Origin of the sequence: Rhodopseudomonas sp. B29 (assembly GCF_000333455.1) — a bacterium.
Lineage (GTDB): Bacteria > Pseudomonadota > Alphaproteobacteria > Rhizobiales > Xanthobacteraceae > Rhodopseudomonas.
In genome coordinates this window covers 1-7,652 of the sequence record NZ_BADD01000348.1, presented here as the reverse complement: position 1 = coordinate 7,652, position 7,652 = coordinate 1, and the positions used below count along the sequence as shown (strand labels likewise).

The window sequence follows — 7,652 nt, the reverse complement described above, 5'->3', positions numbered from 1 at the left end:
GTCAGGAGAGGCGGAGCGATCGCCGTTGCCAACGACATCCGCTACGGCCTCACCGGCTATGTCTGGACCGGCGACATGGGCCGCGGCCTGCGTGTCGCCGACGCGCTCGAGGCAGGCATGATCTGGCTGAATTCGGAGAACGTCCGCCACCTGCCGACGCCGTTCGGCGGCATGAAGCAGTCCGGCATCGGCCGCGACGGCGGCGACTACTCGTTCGAGTTCTACATGGAGACCAAGCACGTCTCCCTCGCCCGCGGCACGCACAAGATCCAGAAGCTGGGGGCCGTGTAGTGCTCTCACTCTCCACTTGTCATTCCGGGGCGCGCGAAGCGCGAACCCGGAATCCATACTCCCCGCCGGGGCGGTCGTGCACAGCCGCCGACACAGGGGTTATGGATTCCGGGTTCGCCGCTACGCGGCGCCCCGGAATGACGAACTTTGATGCTGTAAACTAATAACGAGACTTCCTGAGGACTCGCCAATGCCCGCTCCGCAACACGTGTTCGATCCGCCGTTCAACATCATTCGCTCGAGCCATGTGGTGCTCGATGTCGTCGATCTCGACAAAAGCGTGGCCTTTTACGAGAACATCATCGGGCTGCACGTCGAGGATCACGACAATGTCGCGGCTTACTTGCGCGGTAGCGAGGAACATCAGCATCACTCGGTGGTGCTGCGCAAAGCCGACAAGGCCGCTGCGGCACGGCTTGGCTTCAAGGTCGCGAGCGAGGCCGATCTCGACAAGGCGGCGAGCTGGTTCGCCGAGAACGGCGTGCTCTACGCCTTCGTCGACCGGCCGTTCCAGGGCCGCACCCTGCACGTCACCGATCCGTTCGGCTATCGGCTCGAGCTCTACGCCACTATGGATAAGCGGCCGCATCTGTTGCGCCGTTACGAGCGCTACAAGGGCTGCCATCCGCAGCGGCTCGACCATTTCAACGTGTTCGCGGCCGAAACGCAGGCCACCATCGACTTCTACGCCAGGCTCGGCTTCCGCCTGACCGAATACGCCGAAGAAGACGGAGATAACGGCCGCATCGCCGCTGCCTGGATGCACCGCAAGGGCAATGTGCACGATTTTGCGATTACCAACGGCCGTGGCCCGCGGCTGCACCATTTCGCCTATTGGGTGCCCGGCCCGCTCAACATCATCCATCTGTGCGACGTCATGGCGTCGAACGGCTACATCAAAAATCTGGAGCGCGGCCCCGGACGCCATGGCATCTCGAACGCGTTCTTCCTCTACATCCGCGATCCCGACGGCCACCGCATCGAACTGTATTGCAGCGACTACCAGACCATGGACCACGACCACGAGCCGCTGCGCTGGTCGCTGCGCGACCCGCGCCGCCAGACCCTGTGGGGCGCCCCGGCCCCGCGCTCGTGGTTCGAACAGGGCTCGGAATTCGTCGGCGAAGCGGTGCGCGAGCCGGCGTTCGTAGCCGATGTGGTGATTGCGGATTGAAGACGCCCCCGACAAGATCACCGCGTCCAACTTCTGTCATTCCGGGGCGCGCGAAGCGCGAGCCCGGAATCCATAACCCCTGTCGGAGAGTATGGATTCCGGGCCTGCGCTGCTCGCGCAGCGCATCCCGGAATGACACCTTCAAAGGTTGATTTCCAATGACCACCCCTCGTCTCGCCACCTTCACCGTCAACGGCCTCACGCGCTACGGCGCGGTGTGCGACCATGGCGTCGTCGATCTGTCGGCGCGCCATGCCAACGATTATCCGACGTTGCGCGAGGTGATCGCGGCGGGCGCACTGACCAGGATCGTCGACGAGGCCGATCACACCGCGCCGGACTTCGCCCGCGACGCAGTGAAGTTCGAGCCGCCGATCCCGCAGCCGGAGAAGATCATCTGCGTCGGCGTCAACTATCCGGACCGCAACGCCGAATACAAAGATGGCAGCGAGGCGCCGAAATTCCCCTCGATGTTCATGCGCACGCCGCGTTCCTTCGTCGGCCACGGCACGCCGCTGGTGCGGCCGAAGGCCTCGAAGCTGCTCGACTATGAAGGCGAGCTGACACTGGTGATCGGCAAGGGCGGCCGGCACATCGCTGAAGCCGATGCGCTGAATCACATCGCGGCGATCACGCTGTGCAACGAAGGCACGATCCGCGACTGGGTGCGTCACGCCAAGTTCAACGTCACGCAGGGCAAGAACTTCGACCACACCGGCAGCCTCGGGCCGTGGCTGGTGCCCTACACCGACGAGACGCAGATCGCCGATATCCGGCTGACCACCCGCGTCAACGGCGAGACGCGGCAGGACGACCGCACCTCGCGGATGATCTTCAGCTTCCGCTACCTCATCCATTACATCTCGACCTTCACCACGCTGGTGCCCGGCGACGTCATCGTCACCGGCACGCCGTCCGGCGCCGGCGCGCGGTTCGAGCCGCCACGTTATCTCGCGCCGGGCGACGTCATCGAGGTCGAAGCCGACGGCATCGGCGTGCTGCGCAACGGCGTCGTCGACGAAGCCGACTAGTCAGTCACTGCAAGTCACAGGATCCAAAATGAGCGTCATCACCGGCGGCGAAGCGATCGTCCAGGGCCTGGTCGCGCACGGCGTCAACACCGTGTTCGGCCTGCCCGGCGCGCAGATCTATGGACTGTTCGACGGTTTCGCCAAGGCGCAGATGAAGGTCATCGGCGCGCGGCACGAACAAGCCTGCGGCTACATGGCGTTCGGCTACGCCCGTGCCTCCGGCAAGCCCGGCGTGTTCAGCGTCGTGCCCGGCCCCGGCGTGCTCAACGCCGGCGCGGCCTTGCTCACCGCGTTCGGCTGCAACGAGCCGGTGATGTGCCTCACCGGCCAGGTGCCGAGCGCTTATCTGGGCAAGGGCCGCGGCCATCTGCACGAGATGCCCGATCAGCTCGCGACGCTGCGCAGCTTCATCAAGTGGGCCGACCGCATCGAATATCCGGGCCAGGCACCGGCGCTGGTGGCGCGGGCGTTCCAGGAGATGATGAGCGGCCGGCGCGGGCCGGTGGCGCTGGAGATGCCCTGGGACGTGTTCACCCAGCGCGCCGAGACGACGGCGGCGCTGACGCTCGATCCGGTCGCGCCGCCGGCGCCCGATCCGGACCGCGTCGCCGCGGCAGCCAAGCTGATCGCGCAAAGCAAGACGCCGATGATCTTCGTCGGCGCCGGTGCGCTGGAGGCCGGCGACGAAATCCTCGAACTCGCCGAGATGATTGATGCGCCGGTAGTGGCGTTCCGCTCCGGCCGCGGCATCGTCAGTAACCGGCATGAACTCGGCCTGACCTTCGCGGCCGCTTATCAGCTGTGGCCGCAGACCGATCTGATCATCGGCATCGGCAGCCGCATGGAGCTGCCGACGACGTTCCGCTGGCCGTTCAAACCCGAGGGCCTGAAGTCGGTGCGCATCGACATCGATCCGGCGGAGATGCGGCGCTACACGCCCGATGCGGCGATCGTGTCGGACTCCAAGGCCGGCGCGCGGGCGCTGGCGGACGCGGTGAGCAAGGCGGGTTACACCAAGACCAAAGGTCGCCGCGAAGTCATCCGCGCCGCGACCGCCAAGACGCAGCAGGACATCCAGGCGATCCAGCCGCAAATGTCGTACTTGAAGATCCTGCGCGACGTGCTGCCGGACGACGCCATCGTCACCGACGAGCTGTCTCAGGTCGGCTTCGCGTCGTGGTACGGTTTTCCGATCTATCAGCCGCGCACCTTCCTCACCTCCGGTTATCAAGGCACGCTCGGCTCGGGTTTCCCGACCGCGCTCGGCGCCAAGGTCGCCTGCCCGGACAAACCGGTGGTGGCCATCACCGGCGATGGCGGCTTCATGTTCGGCGTGCAGGAACTCGCCACCGCGGTCCAATATAAGATCGGCGTGGTGACGTTGGTGTTCGACAACTCGGCCTACGGCAACGTCCGCCGTGACCAGTTGCACGGCTTCGAAGGCCGCGTCGTGGCTTCGGATCTGGTCAATCCGGATTTCGTCAAGCTCGCCGAGTCGTTCGGCGTCGGCGCATCGCGCGTGACGTCACCCGATCACTTCCGCACGGCGCTGGAAAAGGCACTGGCCGCCGGCGGCCCGCAACTGATCGCCATCGACGTGCCGCGCGACAGCGAAGCCAGCCCGTGGCCGTTCATTCACCCGGCAAAGCCTTAGGCAGCTCGCGGTGATTGCCGCGCTGCTAGTCGCTGATGCCACGCCACGGCGGCGTTGCCTGCCAGCCGGCGCACGTCCATCAGCACGGCGGCCTGTTCGGTCGACAGCCGCTGCCGCCAGCGCAGCAGGCCGCCGAGGTCGTGCAGCGCGATCTCCGCCTCGATGCTGGCCATGCCGGCCGCACGCCGCAGCCGGTGAATAGTTTGGAGTGGCGCGTCGGACAGCACCGCGTCGCGATAGGCGCGATTGGCTTCGTGGCTGCGCTCGATCCGCGTCTGCAGCGGCGGTCCGAGTTCCGGCCAAAACACAATCACCGACAGCAGCGCCGCGATGCTGCCGATGACGTTGTCGAGCATGCGGGCCGAGGCAATGCCGGTCCCGGGCTGCAGCATCTCGGCGACGATGATGAACAACATTGTCAAGAACACCACGAAAGCGGTGTAGTTGACGCTGCGCAGCGAGATCGCGGCCGGCGCCAGCAGCACCGACACTGCCGACAACAGCAGCTTGGCGTCGGCCATATGCAGCAGCGCCAGCGCCAGCGAGCCACCGAGCAGGCTTCCCAGAATCCGCTCGATCGTCCGCGTCCAGGTCGAGCGGACACCGCCTTGGAGAACCACGACGACCGCCATCGTCGCCCAATAGGGATAGCCGAGATCGAACGCGAGCGCCGCCGCATACACCGCGACGACGCCGGCCGATTGCCGCGCCGCCTGACGCAGCCCGGGCCGCAGCCTGTCGCGCCACGTCAAACGATCGGTCTGTGGAGCTAACTCTTCCGAGGGCCGGCGCCGACCGCGATCATCCATCAGGACCAACGCATCTTCCAGCGCGACAACGCATCCGGCGAGAAGAGGATCGGATAGGCGCGCGCGTAACATAGCGAGCCGCGAGGGGCCACGCCGCACGCTGATCAGCTTCGCCGGATCGTGCCGGACGCGTCGAACATATCGAAGCGCAATACCGAACGCGCGTGTCACAGCCGCCCGCTCCTGCGCCGAGCCCAGCCCGTCGATGAAAGCCTGATCCAGCGCGATCAGCGCGCTGAACACCGTCTCGGCGAATTCCAGCAGGCGCCGCGTCGGCTCGGTTGCCGCTTCAGGCTCGCCCGCATAGCGGCCGAGCAATCCGTGCAGCCGTTCCAGCGCCAGCCGCACGGCGCGGCGATGCTCGGCGTGCTCGCTGTGCCAATGCGTATCACGATGCGAGCCGCGGCCGATCGCCAGCAGATCGCTCGTCATATCGATGAGGCGCGCCAACACCGCGTCGCCGTTCTGGCGCAGCGGCGCCGCCGGATCGATCCGCCAGATCAGATTGATCAGCAACCATGCCCAGCCGGCGCCGACCAGGAAGGCCGCAGCCTGCACAGCCGCCAGATCGAGCGACCGCGGAAATCCGACCGCAACGACGGCCACCACCGCGAGCAGCGTCCCGAGCAATGCGCCGTAGGCGACGGACGACGCCAGCAGGATCACCGCAAATACGATGAGCGGCCCGGCGATGAGTCCCGCTCCCGGCGCGAACGACGCCGCCCATGCTCCGGCGAAACTAATCAGCGTGCCGAATACGACGAAGCTGAGCAGCAGACGGCGGCGCAAGCGATCCGAGCCGGGACTGTCGCACAGGCAGGTCCAGAACGCTGCGAACACCGACCAGCCCATCCAGCTTTGTCCCGAGCCGACCGCAATCAGCAGCGGCACCGCGACCGCCACGGCGGCCCGCGCGCCTTCCTCGAGGCTGAACTGCTCGGGGGTCAGACCGACAGCGCGCAATTCCAGCCGCCGCGCTGCCCAACGCAGCCGGCCTGCCGTCGACTGCATCGCCGGAGCCCAAGCTTTGGCTGGTCGGGTGCGCATAAGGCCTTCGTTCATCCGGTTCTCCACCGATTGCCCAGAATTGGTCTGACCAATATCTCGCTTGATCTGGATCAACCGCGAGACTATACCGCAAAAATTCGATGGTCTAGCGCGCGCCGCCACACTAAGTGGTCTTACCAAATAGCAAGGGTTGTGGCCTCCATGGCTTCCGTCGCCGGTCGCATCGAAGCATTGATCGCAGCACGCAATCTCACCGCGGGGGACCGGCTCCCGTCTGAGCGGCAGCTCGCCGCGGATTTCGGCGTGTCGCGCCCGACGCTGCGCGAAGCCATTCGCCAGCTTGCCAGCCGCGGCGTGCTCGTCAGCCGTCGCGGCGGTGGCACCTTCGTCAGCGCCCCGGAGGAGTCCGATCCGGTGCGCACTGCCCTGCTACCGCTGGCGTCGCTGGCGCGCAGCGAGGCCGGCTACTGGCGGGACGTGATGGAGATGCGCAAGCCGATCGAGGGGGAGACCGCGTACTTCGCTGCGCTCCGGGCCGACGACGCCGACAAGGCGCGGCTCGTTGCTGCGTATCAGGGCGTGGTGAACGCGCCCGCCGACGATCTGGATTCGCAGGCCCGGCTCGACGCCGCCTTCCACATGGCGGTCTGCACCGCAGCTCACAACGTCGTCCTGCAACAAGTCATGAGTGGGCTGCTCGGCCTGATGGAAGCCAGCATCTCGCAGAGCCTTCGCCGGCTCTATCATTTGCCCGGCATTCTCGACGAGCTGAACGACCAGCACCGCGAGATCCTCGATGCCGTAATCAGCGGTAAGGCCGAAGCCGCGCGCGGCGCTGCCAGTCGTCATCTCGATTTCGTCGAGGATCGTCTGCAGCTGATCGAAGACGACGCGCAACGCCAGCGCCGGGCGTCGCGCGCACAACAACAAATCGCTCAGGAGTGAACGCCTGCCATGATCATTTCGTCGCCGCTGGATTTTCGTGAAGCCGCCCGCCGCCGCCTGCCGCCGTTCCTGTTTCACTACATCGACGGCGGCGCCTATGCGGAGCAGACGCTGCGGCGCAACTGCGATGACCTGCAGCGGCTGGCGCTGCGTCAGCGCGTGCTGAAGGAGGTCGGCGAAGTCGATCTTTCGACGCGACTGTTCGGCCGCGACATGACTCTTCCCGTGGCGCTTGCGCCGGTCGGACTGACCGGCATGTATGCGCGCCGCGGCGAGGTGCAGGCGGCGCGCGCCGCCACCGCGCGCGGCATTCCCTTCACTTTGTCGACGGTTTCGGTGTGCCCGATCGAGGAGGTGCAGAGCCAGGTCGATCGGCCGATCTGGTTTCAGCTGTATGTGCTGAAGGACCGCGGCTTCATGGCGAATGCGCTGCAGCGAGCCTGGGCAGCCGGCGTTCGTACGCTGGTATTCACTGTCGATATGCCGGTGCCGGGCGCGCGCTATCGCGATGCGCATTCAGGCATGTCCGGCCCCAACGCCGCGTTCCGCCGCATGCTTCAGGCGATCAGCCATCCGCGCTGGGCGTGGGATGTCGGGCTGCGCGGCCGGCCGCACGATCTCGGCAATGTAAGTGCGTATCTCAACAGGAAGATCGCGCTCGACGATTACGTCGGCTGGCTCGGCGCCAATTTCGATCCGTCGATCGGCTGGCGCGATCTGCAATGGATCCGCGACAGCTG

The 7,652-nt window shown here is 66.2% G+C and carries 7 protein-coding genes; 6 read left to right on the top strand and 1 reads right to left on the bottom strand.

Annotated elements, in window-relative coordinates:
- The 4 genes from I5M_RS12545 to I5M_RS12530 all read left to right on the top strand — a co-directional run.
- Positions 1-291, top strand: a 291-nt coding sequence (locus I5M_RS12545; RefSeq protein ID WP_031336197.1) for an aldehyde dehydrogenase family protein, incomplete at its 5' end; no start/stop codon positions are given.
- Between the two features lie 190 nt (positions 292-481).
- A complete protein-coding gene (gene hpaD / locus I5M_RS12540; RefSeq protein ID WP_022721718.1) occupies positions 482-1,465 on the top strand; it encodes a 3,4-dihydroxyphenylacetate 2,3-dioxygenase in 984 nt (327 codons plus the stop codon).
- A 158-nt stretch (positions 1,466-1,623) separates the two neighbouring features.
- Positions 1,624-2,496 carry a fumarylacetoacetate hydrolase family protein gene (locus I5M_RS12535; protein ID WP_022721717.1) on the top strand — a complete coding sequence of 291 codons (873 nt, stop codon included), beginning with the start codon at positions 1,624-1,626 and terminating at the stop codon, positions 2,494-2,496.
- Between the two features lie 28 nt (positions 2,497-2,524).
- Positions 2,525-4,150: a thiamine pyrophosphate-dependent enzyme gene (locus tag I5M_RS12530; protein ID WP_022721716.1), complete on the top strand. Its 1,626-nt coding sequence runs from the start codon at positions 2,525-2,527 to the stop codon at positions 4,148-4,150.
- Here I5M_RS12530 and I5M_RS12525 read toward each other — a convergent pair.
- Positions 4,147-6,021 (bottom strand): FUSC family protein, encoded by a 1,875-nt coding sequence (locus tag I5M_RS12525; RefSeq protein ID WP_022721715.1) that lies wholly within the window; start codon positions 6,019-6,021, stop codon positions 4,147-4,149. The genes I5M_RS12530 and I5M_RS12525 overlap by 4 nt on opposite strands.
- A 147-nt stretch (positions 6,022-6,168) precedes the next feature.
- Here I5M_RS12525 and I5M_RS12520 point away from each other — a divergent pair, with 147 nt between their 5' ends.
- Both I5M_RS12520 and I5M_RS12515 read left to right on the top strand, forming a co-directional pair.
- Positions 6,169-6,912 carry an FCD domain-containing protein gene (locus I5M_RS12520; RefSeq protein WP_022721714.1) on the top strand — a complete coding sequence of 248 codons (744 nt, stop codon included), beginning with the start codon at positions 6,169-6,171 and terminating at the stop codon, positions 6,910-6,912.
- A 9-nt stretch (positions 6,913-6,921) separates the two neighbouring features.
- The coding region (locus I5M_RS12515; protein WP_022721713.1) for an L-lactate dehydrogenase at positions 6,922-7,652 on the top strand (731 nt) is incomplete at its 3' end.

Bases quoted from the DNA above. Each gene is read 5' to 3' on its own strand.
- hpaD (WP_022721718.1), top strand. From the start codon at position 482: ATGCCCGCTCCGCAACACGTGTTCGATCCGCCGTTCAACATCATTCGC.
- I5M_RS12535 (WP_022721717.1), top strand. From the start codon at position 1,624: ATGACCACCCCTCGTCTCGCCACCTTCACCGTCAACGGCCTCACGCGC.
- I5M_RS12530 (WP_022721716.1), top strand. From the start codon at position 2,525: ATGAGCGTCATCACCGGCGGCGAAGCGATCGTCCAGGGCCTGGTCGCG.
- I5M_RS12525 (WP_022721715.1), bottom strand. From the start codon at position 6,021: ATGAACGAAGGCCTTATGCGCACCCGACCAGCCAAAGCTTGGGCTCCG.
- I5M_RS12520 (WP_022721714.1), top strand. From the start codon at position 6,169: ATGGCTTCCGTCGCCGGTCGCATCGAAGCATTGATCGCAGCACGCAAT.